Consider the following 21,145-nt stretch of genomic DNA (forward strand, 5'->3'; position numbering starts at 1 on the left):
CTTGTAGGCAACGCAAGCTATCTGACATCTCAACATTTAATTCTTGGTATTTCTTCCCAGCGTGTAGTGGCTCTTTTCGTTAAAAAGTCCCTTTTCATGGCAAATTTTTGTTGAAAGCCCCTAGCGCCAAAATGCATCGTGTTTCTGCCGTACCTTGCATTGGTACTATCAAGTACAGCCATTAATGCTGCGTTATCCGTACTGGGCGAAAACAAATCGTCTTGGCGATTTGTCTCGTCGCGAATGTCCAACAGACCCACTCCCACTTTGTAATACCGCACTCCTGGAATAAACAGTTTATTGAGCGCTTCAGATGCTGCGTGAATAATATGCCGCGTATCATTGGTAGGCACAGCAAAGTTAGAAAGCGCCGATTGCTTTACATACCTGCCATCGTCATGAGGCGAATTTGCCGCAAAGAAGGTGGCGCTGTGAGCGAGGGAGTGTTGAGCGCGGAGCTTTTTAGTGGCTATTTCAGCGTGGGTTGCTAACGCTGCTCTTAATTCATCTTGTGTGGTCACTCTATTTCCAAAACTACGGGTGCTGTAAATTTCTTTTTTTGCAGGTCTTATTTCATCCCATGCCAGTCGTAATTCACCTTGAAGTTCTCTAACGGTGTTCTCTAGTACGATAGAGAAATACTTACGCATTTTAGCGGGGGATTGTTGTGACAGTGTGTAGGCATTATTAATGCCCATGGCCATCAATCGTTTTTCCAAACGCCCACCAATACCCCATACATCTGCTACTGCCATTCGGGATAATAATGCCTGCTTTTCCTGTGGCGTATTAATAACCGCTGAACCTCGAAAACCGTCTAGCTTTTTTGCAGCGTGATTAGCGGCTTTAGCAAGGGTTGGAGTGGGACCAAATCCAACACCCACGGGAAGCTTTACCTCGCGCCAAATGGTTTTTCTTATCTCATAGCCAAGGGCCAGCCATTCGCTATCATTTAGGCGTGGCGAAAAGCGCATGAAAGCTTCATCAATACTGTATTCGTGCAATTCATCACAGAATTGCGCCATCACAGAAAACATTTTTGAAGACACGTCTGCGTACAACTCATAGTTAGACGAGCACACAACAACCCCAGCTTTTTTGGCTTCCTCTTTGACCTGAAAGTAGGGAACGAACTTTTTAAACCCTAACCTTTTGGCAATAGGGCAGGCCGCGACCACACAGCCATCATTATTGCTCAAAACCATAACGGGTTTGTTTCGCAGGTTAGGGTTGTAGATTTTCTCTACTGATGCATACATGGACGTGACATCTACCAGCGCAAACACTACTCACCTCCTAGTCGGTGGGAAAGCTTTTTGTGAAGCCTAATAGAGCGCGTTACCACCCCCTCTATTGAAAACTCATCGCCTTCTTTTAAAAAGTAGGGTTTGTACAATGAGGATGAAGAGCGCAGGCAGCCGTGGCGTTTGTCTACACGCTTACACACGAACTCGCCGTTTAAGGTCGCCACAATAATGCACATGTCTGAAATGTCTTCAGCCCTTGAGACAATCAGCAGGTCGCCATCGTGAATGCCATCGTCCATCATCGACTTGCCTTGTGCGTAGCCAATGAAAGTAGCAGCCGGTTTATCGATAAGGAGGGAGTCTAGACTTAGGCCTAGCTCTGTATATTCTGCTGCTGGCGATTCGAAGCCTACGATGCCCGCTTGTGCAGTGATAGGGATAAATTTAAGCATACACTTCTAAAAAAGATACTGGTTATTTATACAGTATTCTAGTGAAGTCTTTTTCCGTGATCAATCAAAGCAACAAAAATACTTTGCTTTAGTGCGCTTGAAAACGCCTTGGCAATCATCATTCGAAATGAGGATCTCTTTCAGCTGCATGTGAAGCAAGCAAGGGATAACCAATAAGCTGATTCTGTAGGGTGATTTTTAAGCTATATTTATAATGCAAATACACAAGGACCAAGAGTGTTGTAAGCGGTATTGGGCCACTTTTAAATACCAAATTTAAGGGAACTCCATGAAAAAGCTATTATACGGTGCAATAATTATTAGCGGCCTAATTTCGATAGTCGCTTGTACAAATCAGACATTACAGTCCAAAAGCGCAAAAGTACTCTCAACTGAACTCAAAGCAGTTTCACCTTCACTAATTTCACGGCAAGTTTTGCTTGGAAACCCAAGTCGCTATCAGGGCAGAATTAGCCCAGATGGTAATAAAATGAGTTTCAGAGCGCCGGTCGAAGGCGTAATGAATCTTTGGGTGGCCGAACTCGGGGATATCGCTAACGCCAAGCCGATGACCCAAGATACAGGGCGCGGAATTCCCACTCATTTTTGGTCATTAGACAGTCGACAGATTTTTTTCACTCAAGACAAAAATGGTGATGAAAACTGGCATCTCTATCGAATTGATATTGATAGTGGCGAGATAGCAGATTTAACGCCCTATGATGGGGTACAAGCCGCCCAGATGAAACAAAGCGAACATCATCCGGGTGTAGTCATAGTAGGAATGAACGATCGCGATCCTAAGTGGCATGATATCTACAGCGTAAATGTGGCAACAGGTGAGCGTACGTTACTTGAGCAGAATGATGGCTATGGGTATTACGAACTAGACAATGACTTGACGATACGCCTTGCGGTAAAGTCCGCTGCAGATGGCTCAAATCAAGTGTTTAGCAGATCGAATAACAAATGGAACCTGTGGTTTAGTATTCCATTTTCAGATGTACAAACCACCACTATTCTTGGCTTTGATAATGAAAATCGCGGCATATATATGCTCGATACCCGAGAGCGTAATACCGCAGCTCTTGTGTATCTCCCAATAGGGCAAGATACGGTTGAAGTTATCGCCAGCGACGAAAAAGTAGATGTGTCTAATGTGTTATTTTCTCCTCGGGACCATCGACCTCTAGCGTATGCGTTAAATTACATTCGTCCTGTCTGGTACGCTATTGACGATACGTTTACCAAAAAGATCAGTCAATTAAACAGCCAACTTAGTGGTGGTTCCCAAGTGTTGGCACAAACATTAGATAACTCCCTCTGGACCGTATTTACCGATAACAGCAACCAGTCACCCGTCTACAAAGTATTTAACACCATAGAGGGCACATTAAACGATTTATTTATCACTCAACCAGAAATCGACACTCTTCCATTATCAACTATGCACGGCGTCGTTATCCCTTCTCGGGACAACTTAGACTTAGTGAGCTATTTGTCGTTGCCTTTGACTTCTGACCCAAATCAAGACGGTATAGCTGAACATGCTTCTCCAATGGTATTACTGGTCCATGGGGGTCCTTGGGCTCGGGATGAATTTGGTTTTGGTGCTATGCCCCAATGGTTAACCAATCGTGGCTATAGCGTTTTACAAGTTAACTTTCGCGGCTCGACAGGGTTCGGTAAAGACTTTTTAAATGCTGGGAATAAAGAATGGGCCGGCGCAATGCATGATGACTTAATCGATGCAAAAAATTGGGCGGTTTCCCGCGGTATAACAACAACAGATGAAGTGGCTATTATGGGAGGAAGTTATGGTGGCTATGCCACATTGACCGGCCTGACATTTACGCCTGACGCCTTTAAATGCGGAGTAGATATTGTTGGCCCGTCCAACTTAGAGACCTTACTTAATTCTATTCCCCCTTACTGGGAGAGTTTTCGCCAAATATTTTACCAGGCCATTGGCGATCCTAACACTGAAGAAGGTTTAGCCCTGTTAAAGTCACGTTCCCCCATCACTCATGTAGACAAAATCGTCAAACCCTTGCTTATAGGGCAAGGTGCAAACGACCCAAGGGTGAAACAAGCAGAATCTGACCAAATTGTAGATGCAATGAAAGAGCGCGATATTCCAGTCACTTATGTACTCTACCCTGATGAGGGACATGGTTTTAATAAGCCGGAAAATAACCTTTCATTTTTTGCCGTTACTGAAGCCTTTTTGGGCGCTTGTTTGGGAGGCAGGATAGAGCCCATAGGCGATGATTTCAGTAACTCAAGCATAGAAGTCATTCATGGTGCTGACTTCATACCCGGTTTAGCTGAGCATTTATCCACAATAAATAACGACTAAGCCTTTCCACAAAAGAGGAGTCTTCGCTCCTCTTTTCATGAGCGCTTAATTTTACGTGCAAACTAACTAAGCTCAATACTAAAGTGAGCCATGACTTTCTCATGTTGATGTAAATTTGTGCAATTCTTCTCTTGAACGAGATTCTCGTTTCGAATGACAGACGCCACAAAATTCGCAATTGGTCATAATGACGACAAGCTTTGTACGACATTTCCTACAAAAGTGTAGGAAATGTGGGTTTTTTTTCGTGGTTTATATCTAGACTAAAGTCTAATGCCATTGATTGTTATGGCTTTTTTATTTTTAGATCATATTAACTCCTTATTTTCTCCTTAATTTATTGTAATTCTGACTAGCGGGAATTCTTGGTAGGGATATTATTAATGGCGTCACAGGGAAACACGATGAGTCAGGATGATTTTAAGGACAACCTTGGACAACTTAAGGAAGAGAATCCCTTAACAGGAGTGAGGGGAGAGGGAAAAGCAGGAAGCATCACAGGGATGATTAGCGCACCGGACGTGCTCAAATGGAATTATCAAAGGGACCAGCAAGGAAAGCGTAAGCGATAAGGAATCGCAACAGGAAGTAGAAAGGATTTGGCGAAGGATCGTCATAAAAAGGAAAGATATAGGATATATCGTAAAGGAAAGCTTGGAAGGCTTAAGCAGGGATAGTTTGCGCAGGATGCGTAAAAGCAAGGCAGCTCAGGAACGAACGGACCGCTTATGGATTGAGCAAGTTGCACAGGATGTGTGATGTAGAAAGGATGAAAGGATAGGAACACCAGCTTTTGCTGGCAAGGAACAGCCTTAGGATGAGGCCCCCACGTGTAGGATAGGTGGGATGTTAAGGATAAATGGAAAGGGACTTACGCAAGGATGGGTAACTCGCACTGGAACACGCGAGAGAAGATGGAAAGGGGCGTATATGGATTTTAATCGGGAAGATTTTAGTCGCAAAGGAACGCAGAGAGGGAAACTCAAAATTCCAGGAAAAGGGGTAGCAGAGAGGCTACCCCTTTTTTTTTGCGTGATTTTTAGCATTACCACTAAAAACGTTAATTTTACTAGATGTTAACGTTACTAGACATCCACTGCTATACGGCACCGTTATCGTGTTTACGACTATTTTTATAGCGGGTGGCACAAGCCTGACAAACTTAATTTACCCTATGCGGTGGTAAAGTAGTTCTAATAATATGTTTACCTACCAATTCAACTTCTCCGCTGTATCTGTCTTCTCCATTGCCTGAAAACTCAAACACAAAAATGTTATGCCAATCGGGCTTGCTGTAGTTGAAGGTAATGCGGGTTTTGGCTCTGGCGATACTGAGCAGTTGCAGTTGATTGTTTTTACAATACTGGCGCAAGTAACTATCGGTAAATTCAGAAATACTTCGTATGCGCCAAAACTGAAAGGCGACAAAGCCCAAGCCTAACCATAACGTTAATTCAAGAAGCGTCATTCATTATCCCTTGGTTTGCGAGAACAAAGTACCAATTGCGCTGGCAAGTAAGTGACTGCGTTCTGGGGTTCTTAGTATGCCTAGCACTAATTCACGTAACTGGGGTACTTGAACAAGATCTGAGAAGAAGCCGCGGAATACTTCGCCATTGTAGTTTTCTTTGCTATCAACCTCGGCAACCGCTTCGAAAAATAGTAGCAATAATTTCTCGTCCATTTGTTGAAAATGGCGTGCGGCAATAACACTTAATATATCTAAGCGATTCAATTTCTTAGCTTCAAAGTGCGAAACTAATTGCGTATAGATAGTGTCGTTTTTGGTTTCACAAGATAAACCACGTAGCGCGGCCAAACTTATTTCATTGCCGTCTAACACCGAAAGCATGCATTGGTTAAGTGGCTCAGATACGGTGGCAACTTCGGCCATTTCCATAAAAGCCCGTTGAAACGGTTCAGCAAAAAGCGAAAAGTTACTGAGCACGCGGTCTTGCACTTCTTGCCCATTTTCCATGGTATCTAGCCGGGTAACTACATCCGCAATCCCTTGTAAGGGAATATTTTGCCAGTCAGCCACCTGAGGCGCTTTTACATAGGCAATAACGTGTTGTGCGCTGGCGCTAATAGGCTGGTTTAGCCTTGCACGAACCAGTGCATTAAATTGCGCAAGTAATGACTGCGCAGGCACAAAGGAATAGGGATTATCTGGCAATGTGTTGGCCGCTTCTGATTCGTCAGAAATTGATTGGCCTAGTGCATCAACGATAATTTGAAGGAAATGGTTTCGTGTAGCTGCAACAACCAACCCTTGCTCGTCCAGTGGCAATTTAATAAACCAAATATAGTGCTGGTTTGAGCTGTTCTTATTCCAAAAAACGATGCCGAACCACGCATGTTGCTGGCGAGGGAAGGGCGCAACGGTTGAGCCATTCTCAATATCCAAAAACGCCTGATTGTCCATTGCAGTGAGTCTTCGACCCATATCAAAAACAATATATTCTGTACCTGCATGCAATAAAAATTCGCTGATAGAGTTAATACTGTTTGCGTTCATTTCAGGCGTTCTCACTTCATAAAACTGATTTTAGGGCGCAAAGTTTAGCATATATTACCCGCCGACTGGCAAAGGCATTGTTCTTTTAAAGGCGCGAGCGGAATGCATGCTGCCTCTGGTATACTGCCGCTCTGATTTACATGGCAAGCCGTTAACCCTGTTATGACTATGAAGCTGATAGAAGAATTCGAGCATCATTTAAATGCGCTAGAAGCAGCGCTGCGCCAAACACAACGTTGGCCGAGCAAAGCACCTAGCGAAGCGCAATTAGCCAGTACTGCGCCTTTTGCTATTGATACCTTGTCTTTTTTCGAGTGGCTGGCCTATGTCTTTGTGCCTAAATGCCATCAGCTAATAGCAGTAGGCCAGTTACCAGGGAAGATGGCAATTTCGCCTGCAGCGCACATGTATGCACCAGACTGTCCCGAATCTATCCTAGTTCAGTTGCTTGCACTTGATAAACTGACCGAACGCAATAAGAAGTAAATTATGCCTGAAGAATTTCCATTTACCCAATGTGAAACCCCAAGTGAAAATGCTGGCAGTACGAGTGAGCAGTCATACCCACCACTCAATATTTTATATCAAGATGAGCATATCGTGGCCATCGATAAACCGCCTGGCTTATTAGTACACCGAAGTCCTATCGATAGGCATGAAACGCGTTTTGCGGTGCAGACCTTAAGGGATCAGCTTAACAAGCATGTATTCCCCGCTCACCGATTAGACAGACCTACATCTGGTGTACTCTTATTTAGCTTCGACAGTAAAACGGCAGCGCAGCTTGGCCAGCAGTTGATGAATAAGCAGGTACAAAAACAGTATCACGCTATTGTGCGTGGCTACGTAAAACACTCAGGGCTTATCGATTATGCGCTCAAATATCGCTACGATAAAATTGCCGATAAACATAAGCGCCCGCAACAGGCACCGCAACAAGCTACAACGGTATATGAAAGTTTAGCGAACTATGAGCTACCTTTCGCCGTAGGTAAATATGAAACCGCCCGCTATTCGTTGGTAAAGCTTTTGCCGTCCACAGGCCGTAAACATCAATTGCGGCGCCATATGGTGCATATTAGGCACCCAATATTAGGTGATACCACCCACGGGGACGGAAAACAGAACAAATTTTTGCAAACACACTTTAGTTTTCAAAATTTGGCCTTAAGTTGTACGCAGATGGGTTTTTATCACCCGATAACCGGAAAGTGGCTATCGGTGTCTGTTAGAATGCATTCGGAAATGCAACGAGTGTTAAATGCGTGGCAAGAATATCAGGTTTAAGGTTTGGGCCATGAAAGTGTGCTGCCTAACCGGGAAACCCATACGATTTGAAAAGATGATGAGGAAGTAATGGCAACATTAAAAATTTTTGCAGGTACCGTGTATGGTAATGCGCAACATGTAGCAGAGCAGGTTGAAGAAAATCTTGCAGAGCAAGGCGTAGATTGCGAGCTTGAGAGCGATCCTTCAGTAAGTGACTTTACCGATGCTGACGCTATCTTAATGATTACTTCTACGACTGGCCAAGGCGATGTTCCACCAAACTTGGAGTTTGTCTTCTCTGATTTGAAAGATGAGTTTCCATTGCTAAATGACAAACCTTTTGCTGTTGCTGCGCTAGGTGACAGTAGTTATGGGGAAAGCTTTTGTGGTGCAGGTCGTCAATTCAACGAGTTGTTGTTAGAGCTGCAAGGCAAAGCGGTAGCCGATATGCTAGAAGTGGATGCCCTTGAAACCCTTGAACCTGAAGCCATGGTTATTGAGTGGGTAAACAGTATTAAAGCGCAGTTAGGCGTGTAACGCGTTTCGAATCAAATCTCGAAAACAAAAAAGGGCGCTAAGCGCCCTTTTTTAATGCAAAACTTTTAATACGCAAATGCAGACTTATTCAACACCACGTAGTAGGGCATTAATACCTACTTTAGCACGGGTTTTAGCGTCTACTTTCTTCACGATAATGGCAGCGTATAGGCTGTATTTACCGTCTGGGCTTGGCATGTTACCAGAAACCACAACTGAACCCGCAGGTACGCGGCCATAGTGTACTTCGCCGGTTTCACGGTCATATATACGGGTGCTTTGGCTAATATAAACGCCCATTGAAATAACTGCGCCTTCTTCAACAATAACACCTTCAACAATTTCAGAGCGTGCGCCAATAAAGCAGTTATCTTCAATGATAGTAGGGTTCGCTTGAAGTGGCTCTAAAACACCACCAATGCCTACGCCGCCAGATAAGTGAACGTTCTTACCGATTTGTGCACAAGAACCAACCGTTGCCCATGTATCTACCATGGTGCCTTCATCAACAAATGCACCAATGTTTACGTACGAAGGCATAACAACCGCATTTTTACCAACGAAGGTACCTGTGCGGACTGCAGCAGGAGGCACAATACGCGCGCCATCATTAGCAAATTGTTCAGCAGTATAGTTGCTGTATTTCAAAGGCACTTTGTCGTAGTAACGGCTTTCAGCGCCTTCAATAACGTCGTTGTTGTGGAGGCGGAAGAAAAGCAAAACGGCTTTCTTTAACCACTGATGAACAACCCATTCGCCCGCGATTTTTTCAGCTACACGCGCTTTACCGCTATTAAGCAAAGCAATAGCATCGGCAACGGCTTGTTTCACTTCTGCTGGGGCAGAAGATGGGCTAATGTTGTCGCGGTTTTCGAAGGCGTCTTCAATAATGGCTTTCAATTCATTCATGGTATCGTGATATCTTCAAGTTGATCGAGTTTAAACAAAATGCGCTTTTTCAAGCTCACTTGTTGTTCTTGGGTTAATGCTTTGCCAGCATCATTACTGACAATAAATATATCTTCTGCGCGCTCGCCGATAGTCGCAATTTTTGCCAGCTTTAAGGTGACATTGGTATCAACAAAAGCATGGCCAATTTTAGCTAAAATGCCGGGCGCGTCTAGTGCTTCTAACTCAACGAGTGTCGCTTCATCGCTCACACCGAAAAAGCGTACTTTAGTAGGCACGTCTAGCTGTTTCATTTGTCGAGGTAGTTTACGCTTATTTTCGTGTGAACGGCCTGGTTTTTCAAGCTGGGTGCTAATCGCTTTTTCTAGCGATTGAATACGGGACTCGGATGTTAGCCTGGAACCATCATTTTCAAGCACCAACATACTGTCAAACACATAGCCATCGCGGGTTACGGTAACATGGGCGTCGTGAATAGAGCAATTACGACTGTCTAAAACGGAAGCTACTTGTGCAAACAAGGCTTTTCTATCTTTACCGAAAAGAAAAATTTCCGTGCCGCCTTTTGCACTGTTGTCATTGGCTTTAACGAGAAGCTGGTCGCTATCTGGTGTTAGCCAATCATCCTGAGCCTTAACTATTTCTTCGGTATGCCATGCAATTTGGGTGGGCTTGAATCGTACAAAATAGTCATCATCTAACCGCGCCCATAATCCATCAATGGATTCAGAGCTAATCCTGCGTTCATGCAGAATTTGTTGCGCTTGATATTTGTGAGTAGTCACTCGCTCACTTAATGTTACTTGGCACTGTAACCCGTTATCTAATGCTTTTTGCGTCATTAAATAAAGTTCTCTAAGCAGAGATGCTTTCCAATCATTCCACAAATTATCGTTGGTTGCCCGAATGTCTGCAAGGGTAAGGGTATAAAGTAAATTTAAGTGGTTGTGGCTTCTTACCGCGCCAGCAAATTCACTGATAACGTCTGGATCGTAAATGTCTCTGCGCTGCGCCACTACCGACATTAGCAGGTGGTTTTCCACTAGCCAGCTTATCATGGCCGCGTCGTTCGCCGGTACATCATGCTGTTCACAGAACTTAGCAACATCAATGGCGCCTAGCGTTGAGTGGTCGCCGTTACGACCTTTAGCGATATCGTGAAATATAGCAGCAATATACAATACTTCTGGCTTGTCTAGGTTGCGACAGATACGGCCACAGCGTGGAAAATCTTTGTTCTCTTTCGAGAAAAAATAATTCACGTGCTTCACTAAGCGGTGCGTATGTTCATCCACTGTGTAGGCGTGAAACAAATCAAATTGCATCATCCCTACAATGGCATCCCACTCAGGTAAGTAAGCTTGTAAAATGCCGTACTGATGCATAATGTCCCAACCAAAATTAAAAAAGTCGGGTTGTTTAAGCAAGACCATGAGCTTTTCACGGCAGGCGGGGCGCTCAACAAAGTAAGCATTCTCAAATGCACGATGTGCGTTTCTTATTTGGCGAATACAAGTGGTGCTTAAACCTTGAACTTCAGGGGTATTAGTGACCACATTTAAAAAGTCTAAAATGGCTTCTGGCGAAGAAAAAGCATTTTCATGGCGAGGCGAAATCATATTATCGAGTAATTCGAAATCTTCGTTAATAATCGCGGTACGCTGAACACTCTGATTAAGCATGTCATACTTGAACCGTTGCAAAAGCATTTGGTTCAATTCAGAAACTCGGGCAACGGTGCGGAAGAAGTCACGCATCATCTTTTCAACTGAACTTTTTCCTTCTTCTCCATACCCCAGCATGGCGGCAACATCAGGTTGGTAATCAAAAAGAAGGCGGTTTTCACTTCGCCCTGCAACCAAATGTAAGGCACAACGCATTTTCCACAAATGCATTCTACAGGTAATTAATTCGCTGTGTTCTTGCTCGGTAAAGTAGCCGTGCCCTACTAGGTTCCAGCCGTCATATTCTTTAAAGTGTTTTTTTGCCACCCAACCAATAGACTGGATATCCCTTAAACAGCCTGGGTTTTCTTTGATGTTAGGCTCTAGGTTGTACGCCGTACCGTTAAATTTAGCGTGACGTCGCTTTTGTTCATCGTACTTCGCCGAGAAAAACGCTTTACTCGACCAAGAATTTCGCCCGTTTACTTCATCCCACAGCTTTTCAAAAATAGATTCGCTGCCGCAAAGCAATCGACTTTCTACTAGGTTAGTAGCAATGGAAATATCATCTTTGGCAAGGCTAACGGTTTCTTTAATGGTACGCACCGACTGACCCACATCAAGCTTAATATCCCAAAGCAGCGTAATGAAGCGACTGACTTTTTCTTGGGTAGCGGGCTTAAGGTTTCGTTTGCTCACTATCAGTAAATCGATGTCAGAATAAGGTTGAAGGTGCCCCCGTCCATAGCCACCTACAGCACATAATGCTAATTCGCTTTCATTGTCTAAACCGTAGAGGTGCCACAAGTGACACAAAAGGGCGTCAACAAATTGAGCGCGGCCCGTGACAAGTTGGTTAACAGGAATACTATCGAATGACGCTTTTATCCATGCGTAGCTATCTTCCACACACGACTTGATGGCAACTAAGTCGTCAACCGACGTTATTTGATCAATATTTTTTATTAGGGATTGCAGCGTCAAATTACACCTTCTATGCGTACAGCTTTTTGAACACAATGAACCTTATCACGAAATGGAACGAAATCGCAGTGCCGATTAGTTGCATACTCAAGGTCATAATGTGAATAAATATACAAAAATGTTATAGGTATGCTGCCAGTGTAGGATGGAATAAGACGGCGCTATTCTCAAGACAGGCTATATGGTAGGTCGGAATAGGCAAAATGATAGTTCAAAACAGCCAATGCATTAGCTCAAAGTCACAGTACGGTGACTAGTATTTTGTTACTGTTTTAAAAACTCGCGAGGCACATTCGTAACCAGTAATAGTAGCCACAAATAATAAAAAGGAAATAGAAAGGAAAAAGAAAAGAAGGCGTAATAGAAGTAGAGAAACATATAGCAATCAAACAACGTTTACACTGCTATATGTTCAGGTATTCACGATACAAATAATAGGCAAAAAGTGCTTATCACGGTGCCTATCAAAACTAACTTATATTTATCAGTGTGCGAAAGTTTAGCTGTGCGAAATGACGCGTGGAAGGTCTTCTTCGTCACGCAAGGTTAGTACCTCTACACCGTCTTCGGTAACAAGCAAGGTATGCTCCCACTGTGCACTTAAACTTCTGTCTTTGGTTACCACTGTCCACTGATCAGGAAGAATTTTAGAATAACGCTTGCCGGCATTTACCATAGGTTCAATGGTAAAGCACATGCCTGCTTCAAGAACATCGCCGGTGCCAGGTTTGCCATAGTGCACTATTTGTGGCTCTTCGTGGAAGCTAGCACCTATACCATGGCCACAGTACTCGCGTACGATTGAATAGTTATGCGCTTCTGCGTGGGTTTGGCAGATGTGACCAATATCGCCTAACGTCATGCCTGGTTTAACTTGTTTTATTGCTTTGTATAAACATTCTTGCGTAACACGAGTTAAACGCTCAGCCAATATTGCAGGTTTACCGACAATGAACATCTTTGAAGTATCGCCATGATAGCCATCTTTAATCACGGTGACATCGATATTGATAACATCACCATCTTTCAATTTTTTATCAGACGGAATACCGTGGCAAATGCAATGGTTTACAGACGTACAAATTGATTTAGGGAATGGCGGGTGACCATAGTTTAATGGCGCAGGAATAGCTTGCTGCTCATTAACAATATAATCATGGCATATCGTATTTAACTCATCCGTGGTCACACCCTTTTTCACATAGGGGCCAATCATAGTGAGTACGTCGGCTGCTAGTTTTCCAGCAACGCGCATTTTTTCGATTTCTTCAGAGGTCTTAATAATAGCTGACACAGCGTCTCTCTATTCGTTTATTTAGGCCGTTACGCTACCGCTTGTAAAATAGGGCAGAGGTTAACGCGCAGAATATATCTATATATAGGTATATTTTAGCCATTAGGATTGAATGTGTATAGGGGCAGACTTAAAGAATGCAAGTAATGGCTAAACTGGCAGTAAAACTTGAGTGGATACGCTTAATATGGTATAAAGCGCGCGCCCTGACGGAATGCCCTCAAAAGCACTTGGTCAAAAGGGTAAATTAAATTTAATTAAAACACACATATACCAACACTGCGTATCGGGGTGTTCTACTTATTTGATAAGTGGGATCGATACAATGGGTATATGGAGGCCTAACCCCGAGAGGAAATTAAAATGGCAAATGTTTCTATGCGTGACATGCTGAAAGCCGGTGTGCATTTCGGTCACCAAACTCGTTACTGGAACCCTAAGATGAAACCTTACATCTTTGGCGCACGTAACAAAGTTCATATCATCAACCTTGAAAAAACAGTTCCACTTTTCAACAACGCTCTTAACTACCTATCAAGCGTAGCATCTAAGAAAGGGAAAATCCTTTTCGTAGGTACTAAGCGCGCTGCTGGCGATGCGGTAAAAGATGCAGCTGTTAAATGTGACCAGTTTTACGTTAACAAGCGTTGGTTAGGTGGTATGTTGACTAACTGGAAAACAGTTCGTCAATCAATCAAGCGTTTGAAAGAACTTGAGCAAAAAAGCCAAGACGGTACTTTCGAAAAGCTGACCAAAAAAGAAGCCCTAATGCTTCAGCGTGAAATGGAAAAGCTTGAAAACAGCCTTGGCGGTATCAAAGATATGGGCGGCTTGCCTGACGCTATCTTTGTAGTCGATGCAGACCACGAGCACATTGCTATCACAGAAGCACGCAACCTGGGTATTCCAGTTGTTGGTGTTGTGGATACTAACTCTAACCCAGATGGTGTTGATTACATCATTCCTGGTAACGATGATGCAATCCGCGCAGTTCAACTTTACTTGGATGCCGCTGCTAACGCTGTAATTTCTGGTCGCGAAAGCAACCTTGAAGCACAAGCAGAGCAAGACGACTTCGTAGAAGCAGCAGAGTAATTCTGTTCGCTTTACTGTCATATCAAAAGCATATGATAGTACAACAATACGAAACGTATTGAGAGGGGCGATAGCGCCCCTTTTACCTAACCGAATTTATATTTATTGCTGAGGAATTGAAAAATGGCAGTGACTGCAGCACTAGTTAAAGAACTGCGCGAGCGTACAGGCGCAGGTATGCTGGATTGTAAGAAAGCCCTGGTTGAAACGGATGGTGACATTGAGCTAGCCATTGAAAACATGCGTAAATCAGGCCAAGCGAAAGCAGCTAAAAAAGCAGGCCGTATCGCAGCTGAAGGTGTAATCCTTACTAAAGTTCAAGACGGTCGTGCGACTATGCTTGAAATCAACTGTGAAACAGATTTCGTAGCACGTGACGAAGGTTTCCTTAAGTTCGGTAACGAGTTGCTAGAAATAGCAGCAGCGAACAACATCAACGATATCGACACGTTGAATGCGTCTGAACTTAACGGTGCTAAAGTAAGCGATGTTCGTGACACATTAGTAGCGAAAATCGGTGAAAACATCTCTCCTCGTCGCGTTATTAACGTGGAAGGCGATACATTGGGTGCATACGTGCACGGCGGTCGTATCGGCGTAATCTCAATTCTTACTGGTGGCAGCGAAGAGTTGGCTAAAGACATTGCAATGCATGTTGCAGCGGCTAGCCCTCAGTTCGTTAAGCCTGAAAATGTTCCAGCTGAAGTTGTTGAGAAAGAGAAAGAAATCCAAATCGGTATTGCAATGCAGTCTGGTAAGCCAGCTGATATCGCAGAGAAGATGGTTGCAGGCCGCATGAAGAAGTTTACTGGTGAAGTAAGCTTGACTGGTCAGCCTTTCGTTAAAGATCCTTCAATCAGCGTTGCTGAGTTGCTTAAAAACAACTCTGCTGATGTTGTTAACTTCGTACGTTTCGAAGTTGGTGAAGGTATCGAGAAGAAAACTGAAGACTTCGCAGCAGAAGTTGCAGCACAAATGGAAGCGGCCAAGAAATAATTGGGCGTTTATCTTTTGCATTGTGCTAATGTCAGATAAACTACAAGGCACCTCTTCGGAGGTGCTTTTTTATAGCTAGTACCCGCGAGTTACAGTTTTGCTAAGATAGTTTAATTCGCAAAGCGGTAAAATCTTTAAACGTTTACGAAAGCACTTTGTCCTATTCTTTTTACCTGCAAAAGCAGTGTGCAAACAATAGAAAAGCATAAGACAAAATGGGTTTACGAGGACATATCGAATAATGAGTATCACACCGAAATCAGCATATCGACGCATTCTGTTAAAGCTAAGTGGCGAAGCCCTTATGGGCGAAGAAGGCTTTGGCATCGATCCTAAAGTACTTGACCGTATGGCCCAAGAAATCAAAGAACTTGTTGAACTAGGTGTTCAAGTAGGTTTGGTTATTGGTGGCGGTAACTTGTTCCGTGGCGAAGGGCTTGCCAAAGCGGGTATGAACCGCGTTGTAGGCGATCACATGGGTATGCTTGCTACCGTAATGAACGGATTAGCCATGCGTGATGCGCTACATCGTGCCTTTGTTAATGCGCGTATGATGTCTGCTATTCCATTAAATGGCGTGTGCGATGCTTACAATTGGGCAGAGGCGATTAGCTTATTAAAATCTGGCCGCGTGGTTATCTTTTCAGCGGGCACAGGTAATCCTTTCTTCACTACAGATTCAGCAGCATGTTTACGCGGAATCGAGATTGAAGCCGATGCCGTACTAAAAGCCACAAAAGTTGATGGCGTTTATAGCGATGATCCAGTTAAGAACCCAGACGCTACTTTATATGATCAACTTTCTTATCAAGAAGTACTTGAGAAAGAATTAAAAGTGATGGACCTGTCAGCGTTCACACTTGCTAGAGATCACAGCCTACCTATTCGTGTATTTAACATGAACGAAGCAGGTTGTTTGAAACGTGTTGTTATGGGTGAGCAAGTTGGCACCCTAATTTGTCACGCTGACAATAGTTAATTAAGAAAATAGGAAATATAACGTGATTGATGAAATTGAATTAGATGCGCAAGAGCGTATGGATAAAAGCATCAGTGCACTTAAAGGCCAGTTTAGCAAAATTCGCACAGGCCGTGCTCATCCAAGCTTATTAGATGGCATTATGGTACCTTACTACGGTACAGACACACCGCTTAAGCAAGTGGCTAACGTCATTGCGGAAGATAGCCGTACATTAGCACTGACTGTTTTTGATAAAAGTGCTATCCAAGCTGTTGAAAAAGCCATTATGCAGGCAGATTTAGGATTAAACCCTATGAGCGCTGGTGGTTCTATTCGTATTCCACTTCCTCCGCTTACCGAAGAGCGTCGTAAAGACCTTATTCGCGTAGTGCGCAATGAAGCAGAAAACGGTCGAGTTTCAATTCGAAACATCCGCCGAGATGCAAACAGCGACGTAAAAGAATTACTTAAAGAGAAAGAAATCAGCGAAGATGAAAGCCGCGCAGCGGAAGAAAATATTCAGTCTTTAACGAATGACTTCATTAAGAAAGTTGACGGCATGCTTGCTGTTAAAGAAAAAGAACTGATGGAAGTGTAACAAGTATTATGATTGGGAAGCGGTCAAACGCAGCCAAAACGACTGATACAGTAGGGCCAGCAACCGTTGCTGGCCCTAAACATGTTGCCATCATTATGGATGGCAATGGTCGTTGGGCGCAAAAGAAAGGGAAAATTCGTACCTTCGGGCACAAGGCAGGTGTTGAGTCTGTTCGAGCAGTGGTGCGCTTTGCTCGTCAAACTGGCATTGATTCTTTAACCTTGTTCGCTTTTTCAAGTGAAAACTGGAAGCGGCCTGAAGAAGAAGTCAGTGTATTGATGGAACTGTTCAATTTAGTATTAAACAGTGAAGCCAAACGACTCCATAAAAATGGCGTTCGCTTAAAAGTTATAGGCGATTTAAGTGCTTTTGATAGCAAGTTGGTTGGAAAAATCCGCAAAGCGGAAGAAATGACTTCTGGTAATAACGATCTTGTCCTCAATATCGCAGCCAATTACGGCGGCAGATGGGACATTGTTAATGCCGCTAGAGAAGTGGCTGAAAAAGTCAAGCAAGGTGAAATGTCGCTTCAAGACATCGATGAGGCAGTTTTTAATCAACATACCTCTACGGCAAGCCTTCCTGAACTCGATCTTCTTATACGCACAGGTGGTGAACACCGAATCAGCAACTTTTTATTATGGCAGTGTGCGTACGCCGAATTATATTTTACCGATGTGCTATGGCCAGACTTCAATGAAGATGTTTTTCAATTAGCCGTAGATGATTTTAATGTTCGCCAACGACGATTCGGTCTTACCGGTGAACAAATTGATACTGCCAGCAGCTAATTCTATGCAGGCAGGCATCAGGGCAGGCCTGAGCACAGGAGCCGAGAGCCAATTATGCTAAAACAAAGAATAATAACAGCGTTAATTCTCGCGCCTTTGGCGCTATTTTCCATACTGTTTCTGCCTATCTTCTGGTTTGAAATTGCGATTTCCGGTGTGGTTGCCATAGGGGCTTATGAATGGGCTAATATGTCCGGCATATGTGAGCGCCCTAAAAAAATACTCTTTATGGCAGCAGCATTCGCTATCTGCATCAGCTTATCTTTTATTGTCGATACCAGCGTTATTTGGTATCAAGGCCAGCTTCACGATTTATATCACGGTATTTTAGGTGTAGCGGTAGTGTGGTGGATAGTGTCTCTATTCATGGTGTTAGCCTATCCTAAATACACTAAGTTTTGGCGTGAAAGCCGCAGTGTACGTACCGTGTTCGGTTTACTGACCTTAATTCCAACTTGGGTGGCGGTGATTGCCCTTCGTACCAGCTTGCACGATGTCGACCCCTTTTATGGCGCATCACTTATCTTCTACGTGTTAGGTATTGTGTGGGCAGCAGATATAGGTGCTTTCTTCGTTGGCGTTAAATTTGGTCGCCACAAGCTGCGTCCTAATGTTTCTCCGGGTAAAAGCTTAGAAGGTCTTTTAGGTGGTATTGCTGCTTCATTTGCCATTATCGCTTTTGCTGCATTGCACTATCAAGTTGAGCCTTCTCGTATTTGGTTACACCTTATTATTGGTGGCGTTACCGTAGCGGTTTCTGCATTAGGTGATCTTAACGAAAGCATGCTAAAACGGTGCGCTGGCATTAAAGATAGTGGAAAAATCTTGCCTGGACACGGCGGGGTTTTAGACAGAATAGATAGCTTAACCGCTGCATTTCCAGTCTTTGCGTTCTGTTATGTAACGTGGATGGCGTGATGCAAACCGTTACTGTTTTAGGGGCAACTGGCTCTATTGGTTGTAATACCCTCGATGTTATTAATCGCCACCCTGAAAAATACCGCACTTTTGCCATCACCGGCAATGGCCAGCTTGAATTGCTCATGCAGCAAGCGCAAAAGTGTTCTCCTCGATTCGTAGTAGTGGCTGATGAAGCTAAGTACAAAGAGGCTTGCAGGCTGGCGGCAGAATACAACATTACCGCTGAAATACTTTGCGGCGCTAAAGCATTAGAAGACGTGTCTTGTGCAGCCGAAGTCGATACCGTGATGGCTGCCATAGTGGGGGCGGCAGGTTTGCTGCCTACATTAGCGGCGGTAAAAGCGGGCAAAAAGGTATTACTAGCAAATAAAGAAGCGCTAGTGATGTCCGGTGCGTTATTTATTGATGCTGCAACACAAAGCGATGCTGAAATTTTACCTATAGACAGTGAGCATAACGCTATCTTTCAATGCCTCCCTCAAGGTTACCAGTATGGAGAATTGGAAAAGGCGGGTATTAGTAAAATATTACTAACTGGCTCAGGGGGCCCTTTCAGAGAGCGTGATTTAAGTTCTTTCAACGCTATTACGATTGATGAAGCGAGTAGCCACCCTAACTGGTCTATGGGGCGTAAAATCACCATAGATTCAGCCACTATGATGAATAAGGGGCTTGAGTTTATTGAAGCCTGTTGGTTATTTGGTGCATCGCCAGACGATATTCAAGTAGTGGTTCATCCGCAAAGTTTTATTCATTCAATGGTGCAGTATATAGATGGTTCGGTCATCGCGCAGCTGGGTAATCCAGATATGCGTACGCCTATAGCGTACGGTCTTGCTTACCCATCTCGTATTGATGCTGGGGTGAAGCCATTGGACTTTTCTGACATGGCCAATTTCAGCTTTGAAACCCCTTGTTTTACACGCTATCCAAACTTAAAGTTAGCCATCGATGCATGCCGAGAAGGGCAAGCGGCTACCACCCGTCTGAATGCCGCTAATGAAATAGCGGTAGCCTCTTTCCTAGAGGGCAAAATAGGGTTTACGGATATAGCGGTCGTGAATGAAGAAACCTTAAACAAAATGGAACCGGTAACCGTTTCATCTATCCAACAAATCCTTGAACAGGATACTGCTGCCCGCGAGGTTGCAGGCCAAGTCATTAGAGGTAAGTTCACGTGTTAGGATTTTTATGGAGCTTAGGTGCATTCATTGTCGCGCTAGGTATTTTAGTGGCGGTACATGAGTGGGGCCACTTCTATATAGCGCGGCGTTGCGGTGTGCAAGTTGAGCGTTTTTCTATTGGTTTTGGCAAGCCGCTTTGGCGTAAAACCAGTAAAACTGGCACTGAGTATGTGATTGCTATGATCCCGCTTGGTGGTTATGTACGCATGCTTGATGGGCGAATTGACGATGTACCCCCAGAATTAGAACACAAAGCGTTTAACCATAAGCCGGTATTGCAGCGCATGGCCATTATTTTTGCTGGGCCTGGCGTGAATTTTATTTTTGCTGTGTTTGCATTGTGGTTGATGTTTTTAATTGGCCTACAAACCGTAAAACCCGTTATTGGTAATATTGAGCCTGAAAGTATCGCTGCTCAAGCAGGTATTGAGAAAGGCGATGAAGTCATTAAAGTAGGCTCCCGTAGTACTCCAGACTGGGAGGCGGTGAACCTTGAAGTGGTGTCTTATATTGGTCAAGAATCAGCGCTAGTTACTGTATTGACCCAAGATAAAACAGAAAAAGAAGTAACATTTACACTTGAGGGTTGGAACTTTGACCCTGATAGCGAGTCTCCTTTAAGCAGTCTAGGAATAACACCTTTTCGTCCTAATCCAACTTTGGAAGTGGGTTTTGTTGGAGAGGGCAGTGCAGCACAAGAGGCTGGTTTGCAGCCAGGTGATAAATTACTTGCTTTAAATGGTGATGAATTAACCACATGGCAGGCCTTAGTTGATGTGATTGTTGAAAGCCCCGGAGATTCGGTTGTATTGTCGATTGAAAGGGATGGACAACCCCAGCAACTGCGTGCAACGATAGCGCGCCGCGATACACCAGAAGGGCAAACTGGGTATTTAGGGGTTAGCCCAACGTTTGAAGCTTGGCCTGAAGGGTATGTGTTTACCCATCAATATGGCATAGTAGAGGCAGTTGGAAGAGCGCTAGATAAAACGTGGCGCTTAATGACACTCAGTGTTGAGATGATAGGCAAATTGGTTACCGGCGATGTGTCGGTGAAAAATTTAAGTGGTCCTATATCCATTGCTCAAGGAGCAGGTACCAGTGCCGGTTACGGCTTGGCTTACTTTTTGAGCTTTCTTGCCTTAATCAGTGTGAATTTAGGCATAATTAATTTACTACCCTTGCCCATGCTAGATGGTGGTCACCTGATGTTTTACATCGTGGAATGGCTTACCGGCAAGCCTGTGCCTGATGCGGTACAGGAGTGGGGTTACAGAATCGGTGGCGTGCTTCTGTTTATGATAATGGGTATCGCTATTATGAACGATATTGCTCGCATAGCCTGATGAAAGTCAGGAAACATAAA

Annotated in this window: 20 protein-coding genes; 13 read left to right on the top strand and 7 right to left on the bottom strand. The window is 44.0% G+C overall.

The window, feature by feature from the left end; translation table 11 throughout:
* Nucleotides 1-29: 29 nt before the first annotated feature.
* Together AVL57_RS04720 and AVL57_RS04725 are read right to left on the bottom strand one after the other, a co-directional pair.
* On the bottom strand, nucleotides 30-1,286 hold the full coding sequence (locus AVL57_RS04720; protein WP_057793450.1) for a Y-family DNA polymerase: 1,257 nt from the start codon (nucleotides 1,284-1,286) through the stop codon (nucleotides 30-32).
* Nucleotides 1,286-1,699 (bottom strand): LexA family protein, encoded by a 414-nt coding sequence (locus tag AVL57_RS04725; RefSeq protein ID WP_057793447.1) that lies wholly within the window; start codon nucleotides 1,697-1,699, stop codon nucleotides 1,286-1,288. Before AVL57_RS04725 ends, AVL57_RS04720 begins: the two co-directional genes overlap by 1 nt.
* Before the next feature lie 289 nt (nucleotides 1,700-1,988).
* Between AVL57_RS04725 and AVL57_RS04730 the strand changes: the two genes are divergently transcribed.
* Together AVL57_RS04730 and AVL57_RS04735 are read left to right on the top strand one after the other, a co-directional pair.
* The gene (locus AVL57_RS04730) at nucleotides 1,989-4,058 is read left to right on the top strand and encodes a S9 family peptidase (RefSeq protein ID WP_057793446.1); all 2,070 of its coding nucleotides are present in this window, start codon (nucleotides 1,989-1,991) and stop codon (nucleotides 4,056-4,058) included.
* A gap of 404 nt (nucleotides 4,059-4,462) precedes the next feature.
* On the top strand, nucleotides 4,463-4,630 hold the full coding sequence (locus AVL57_RS04735) for a hypothetical protein (RefSeq protein ID WP_156454627.1): 168 nt from the start codon (nucleotides 4,463-4,465) through the stop codon (nucleotides 4,628-4,630).
* A 590-nt stretch (nucleotides 4,631-5,220) separates the two neighbouring features.
* On the opposite strand, the gene AVL57_RS04745 is transcribed toward AVL57_RS04735, so the two are convergent.
* Both AVL57_RS04745 and AVL57_RS04750 read right to left on the bottom strand, forming a co-directional pair.
* Nucleotides 5,221-5,526 carry a DUF3301 domain-containing protein gene (locus tag AVL57_RS04745; RefSeq protein ID WP_013785197.1) on the bottom strand — a complete coding sequence of 102 codons (306 nt, stop codon included), beginning with the start codon at nucleotides 5,524-5,526 and terminating at the stop codon, nucleotides 5,221-5,223.
* Nucleotides 5,527-5,529: 3 nt separating this feature from the next.
* Nucleotides 5,530-6,576 (bottom strand): DUF3549 family protein, encoded by a 1,047-nt coding sequence (locus AVL57_RS04750; RefSeq protein WP_057793440.1) that lies wholly within the window; start codon nucleotides 6,574-6,576, stop codon nucleotides 5,530-5,532.
* A 162-nt stretch (nucleotides 6,577-6,738) separates the two neighbouring features.
* On the opposite strand from AVL57_RS04750, the gene AVL57_RS04755 reads away from it, so the two are divergent.
* From AVL57_RS04755 to AVL57_RS04765, 3 genes are all read left to right on the top strand, one after another.
* Nucleotides 6,739-7,062, top strand: coding sequence for a YqcC family protein (locus tag AVL57_RS04755; RefSeq protein WP_057793438.1), 324 nt, complete (start codon nucleotides 6,739-6,741; stop codon nucleotides 7,060-7,062).
* Between the two features lie 3 nt (nucleotides 7,063-7,065).
* Nucleotides 7,066-7,863 (top strand): tRNA pseudouridine(65) synthase TruC, encoded by a 798-nt coding sequence (gene truC / locus AVL57_RS04760; protein WP_057793436.1) that lies wholly within the window; start codon nucleotides 7,066-7,068, stop codon nucleotides 7,861-7,863.
* A 69-nt stretch (nucleotides 7,864-7,932) separates the two neighbouring features.
* Nucleotides 7,933-8,382: a flavodoxin gene (locus AVL57_RS04765; RefSeq protein WP_057793434.1), complete on the top strand. Its 450-nt coding sequence runs from the start codon at nucleotides 7,933-7,935 to the stop codon at nucleotides 8,380-8,382.
* A gap of 84 nt (nucleotides 8,383-8,466) precedes the next feature.
* Here the strand turns inward: AVL57_RS04765 and dapD are convergent, their stop codons facing one another.
* The 3 genes from dapD to map form a co-directional block, all read right to left on the bottom strand.
* A complete protein-coding gene (dapD, locus tag AVL57_RS04770) occupies nucleotides 8,467-9,291 on the bottom strand; it encodes a 2,3,4,5-tetrahydropyridine-2,6-dicarboxylate N-succinyltransferase (protein WP_013785192.1) in 825 nt (274 codons plus the stop codon).
* Nucleotides 9,288-11,939, bottom strand: coding sequence for a [protein-PII] uridylyltransferase (glnD, locus tag AVL57_RS04775; RefSeq protein WP_057793432.1), 2,652 nt, complete (start codon nucleotides 11,937-11,939; stop codon nucleotides 9,288-9,290). The genes dapD and glnD overlap by 4 nt, the downstream gene beginning before the upstream one ends.
* Nucleotides 11,940-12,438: 499 nt before the next feature.
* The gene (gene map / locus AVL57_RS04780; protein ID WP_057793431.1) at nucleotides 12,439-13,233 is read right to left on the bottom strand and encodes a type I methionyl aminopeptidase; all 795 of its coding nucleotides are present in this window, start codon (nucleotides 13,231-13,233) and stop codon (nucleotides 12,439-12,441) included.
* 363 nt (nucleotides 13,234-13,596) lie between these two features.
* Here map and rpsB point away from each other — a divergent pair, with 363 nt between their 5' ends.
* From rpsB to rseP, 8 genes are all read left to right on the top strand, one after another.
* Complete coding sequence (gene rpsB, locus AVL57_RS04785) at nucleotides 13,597-14,328, top strand: 30S ribosomal protein S2 (RefSeq protein WP_013785189.1); 732 nt, start codon at nucleotides 13,597-13,599, stop codon at nucleotides 14,326-14,328.
* A 123-nt stretch (nucleotides 14,329-14,451) separates the two neighbouring features.
* Nucleotides 14,452-15,324, top strand: a complete 873-nt coding sequence (gene tsf / locus AVL57_RS04790) for a translation elongation factor Ts (protein WP_013785188.1) — start codon at nucleotides 14,452-14,454, stop codon at nucleotides 15,322-15,324.
* Between the two features lie 241 nt (nucleotides 15,325-15,565).
* Nucleotides 15,566-16,303 (top strand): UMP kinase, encoded by a 738-nt coding sequence (gene pyrH / locus AVL57_RS04795; RefSeq protein ID WP_013785187.1) that lies wholly within the window; start codon nucleotides 15,566-15,568, stop codon nucleotides 16,301-16,303.
* Nucleotides 16,304-16,325: 22 nt separating this feature from the next.
* Nucleotides 16,326-16,883: a ribosome recycling factor gene (gene frr, locus AVL57_RS04800; protein ID WP_013785186.1), complete on the top strand. Its 558-nt coding sequence runs from the start codon at nucleotides 16,326-16,328 to the stop codon at nucleotides 16,881-16,883.
* An 8-nt stretch (nucleotides 16,884-16,891) separates the two neighbouring features.
* On the top strand, nucleotides 16,892-17,674 hold the full coding sequence (gene uppS / locus AVL57_RS04805) for a polyprenyl diphosphate synthase (RefSeq protein ID WP_082604957.1): 783 nt from the start codon (nucleotides 16,892-16,894) through the stop codon (nucleotides 17,672-17,674).
* 54 nt (nucleotides 17,675-17,728) lie between these two features.
* Nucleotides 17,729-18,592 (top strand): phosphatidate cytidylyltransferase, encoded by an 864-nt coding sequence (locus tag AVL57_RS04810; protein WP_057793430.1) that lies wholly within the window; start codon nucleotides 17,729-17,731, stop codon nucleotides 18,590-18,592.
* The gene (gene ispC, locus AVL57_RS04815; protein ID WP_057793429.1) at nucleotides 18,592-19,779 is read left to right on the top strand and encodes a 1-deoxy-D-xylulose-5-phosphate reductoisomerase; all 1,188 of its coding nucleotides are present in this window, start codon (nucleotides 18,592-18,594) and stop codon (nucleotides 19,777-19,779) included. The genes AVL57_RS04810 and ispC overlap by 1 nt, the downstream gene beginning before the upstream one ends.
* Nucleotides 19,773-21,125, top strand: a complete 1,353-nt coding sequence (gene rseP, locus AVL57_RS04820) for a sigma E protease regulator RseP (RefSeq protein WP_057793428.1) — start codon at nucleotides 19,773-19,775, stop codon at nucleotides 21,123-21,125. Before ispC ends, rseP begins: the two co-directional genes overlap by 7 nt.
* Nucleotides 21,126-21,145 lie beyond the last annotated feature (20 nt).

This window comes from Alteromonas stellipolaris (assembly GCF_001562115.1).
Lineage (GTDB): Bacteria > Pseudomonadota > Gammaproteobacteria > Enterobacterales > Alteromonadaceae > Alteromonas > Alteromonas stellipolaris.

What these genes read in the sequence shown, in the direction of transcription:
- AVL57_RS04725 (WP_057793447.1), bottom strand. Translation starts at nt 1,699, where the DNA reads ATGCTTAAATTTATCCCTATCACTGCACAAGCGGGCATCGTAGGCTTC.
- pyrH (WP_013785187.1), top strand. Translation starts at nt 15,566, where the DNA reads ATGAGTATCACACCGAAATCAGCATATCGACGCATTCTGTTAAAGCTA.
- AVL57_RS04750 (WP_057793440.1), bottom strand. Translation starts at nt 6,576, where the DNA reads ATGAACGCAAACAGTATTAACTCTATCAGCGAATTTTTATTGCATGCA.
- AVL57_RS04745 (WP_013785197.1), bottom strand. Translation starts at nt 5,526, where the DNA reads ATGACGCTTCTTGAATTAACGTTATGGTTAGGCTTGGGCTTTGTCGCC.
- AVL57_RS04810 (WP_057793430.1), top strand. Translation starts at nt 17,729, where the DNA reads ATGCTAAAACAAAGAATAATAACAGCGTTAATTCTCGCGCCTTTGGCG.
- rpsB (WP_013785189.1), top strand. Translation starts at nt 13,597, where the DNA reads ATGGCAAATGTTTCTATGCGTGACATGCTGAAAGCCGGTGTGCATTTC.
- ispC (WP_057793429.1), top strand. Translation starts at nt 18,592, where the DNA reads ATGCAAACCGTTACTGTTTTAGGGGCAACTGGCTCTATTGGTTGTAAT.
- dapD (WP_013785192.1), bottom strand. Translation starts at nt 9,291, where the DNA reads ATGAATGAATTGAAAGCCATTATTGAAGACGCCTTCGAAAACCGCGAC.
- tsf (WP_013785188.1), top strand. Translation starts at nt 14,452, where the DNA reads ATGGCAGTGACTGCAGCACTAGTTAAAGAACTGCGCGAGCGTACAGGC.
- AVL57_RS04765 (WP_057793434.1), top strand. Translation starts at nt 7,933, where the DNA reads ATGGCAACATTAAAAATTTTTGCAGGTACCGTGTATGGTAATGCGCAA.
- uppS (WP_082604957.1), top strand. Translation starts at nt 16,892, where the DNA reads ATGATTGGGAAGCGGTCAAACGCAGCCAAAACGACTGATACAGTAGGG.
- truC (WP_057793436.1), top strand. Translation starts at nt 7,066, where the DNA reads ATGCCTGAAGAATTTCCATTTACCCAATGTGAAACCCCAAGTGAAAAT.
- AVL57_RS04730 (WP_057793446.1), top strand. Translation starts at nt 1,989, where the DNA reads ATGAAAAAGCTATTATACGGTGCAATAATTATTAGCGGCCTAATTTCG.
- AVL57_RS04755 (WP_057793438.1), top strand. Translation starts at nt 6,739, where the DNA reads ATGACTATGAAGCTGATAGAAGAATTCGAGCATCATTTAAATGCGCTA.
- AVL57_RS04735 (WP_156454627.1), top strand. Translation starts at nt 4,463, where the DNA reads ATGAGTCAGGATGATTTTAAGGACAACCTTGGACAACTTAAGGAAGAG.